The following is a 221-nucleotide window of genomic DNA, read 5'->3' as shown; positions in this document are numbered from 1 at the left end:
ATAACCCGCTGCCGACAGGTTCGCCGTCGTCGTCGAGTTCGAACCCAGCGCTACCGAGTTCGCTGCCGACGCCTTTGCGTTGCCGCCGATCGCCACTGCGTCCGTACCCGTAGCCGACGAATCCGCCAGCGTCGAGTTCGTGTGGAAGTACTTGATGCCGCCGCCGTTGGTGATGTTGTTCACCGTGTTGCTGATATTGGTGACGTTGCCCGCGATGTTGG

1 pseudogene is annotated in these 221 nt (G+C 61.5%); it reads right to left on the bottom strand.

Annotated features, from left to right (window positions below):
- Positions 1-221: pseudogene (locus PQR32_RS42245) on the bottom strand (adhesin); the annotation flags it as partial.

The sequence above is a fragment of the Paraburkholderia dipogonis genome, from assembly GCF_046027395.1.
GTDB lineage: Bacteria > Pseudomonadota > Gammaproteobacteria > Burkholderiales > Burkholderiaceae > Paraburkholderia > Paraburkholderia dipogonis_A.
This window is presented reverse-complemented; position numbering and strand designations above follow the sequence as displayed.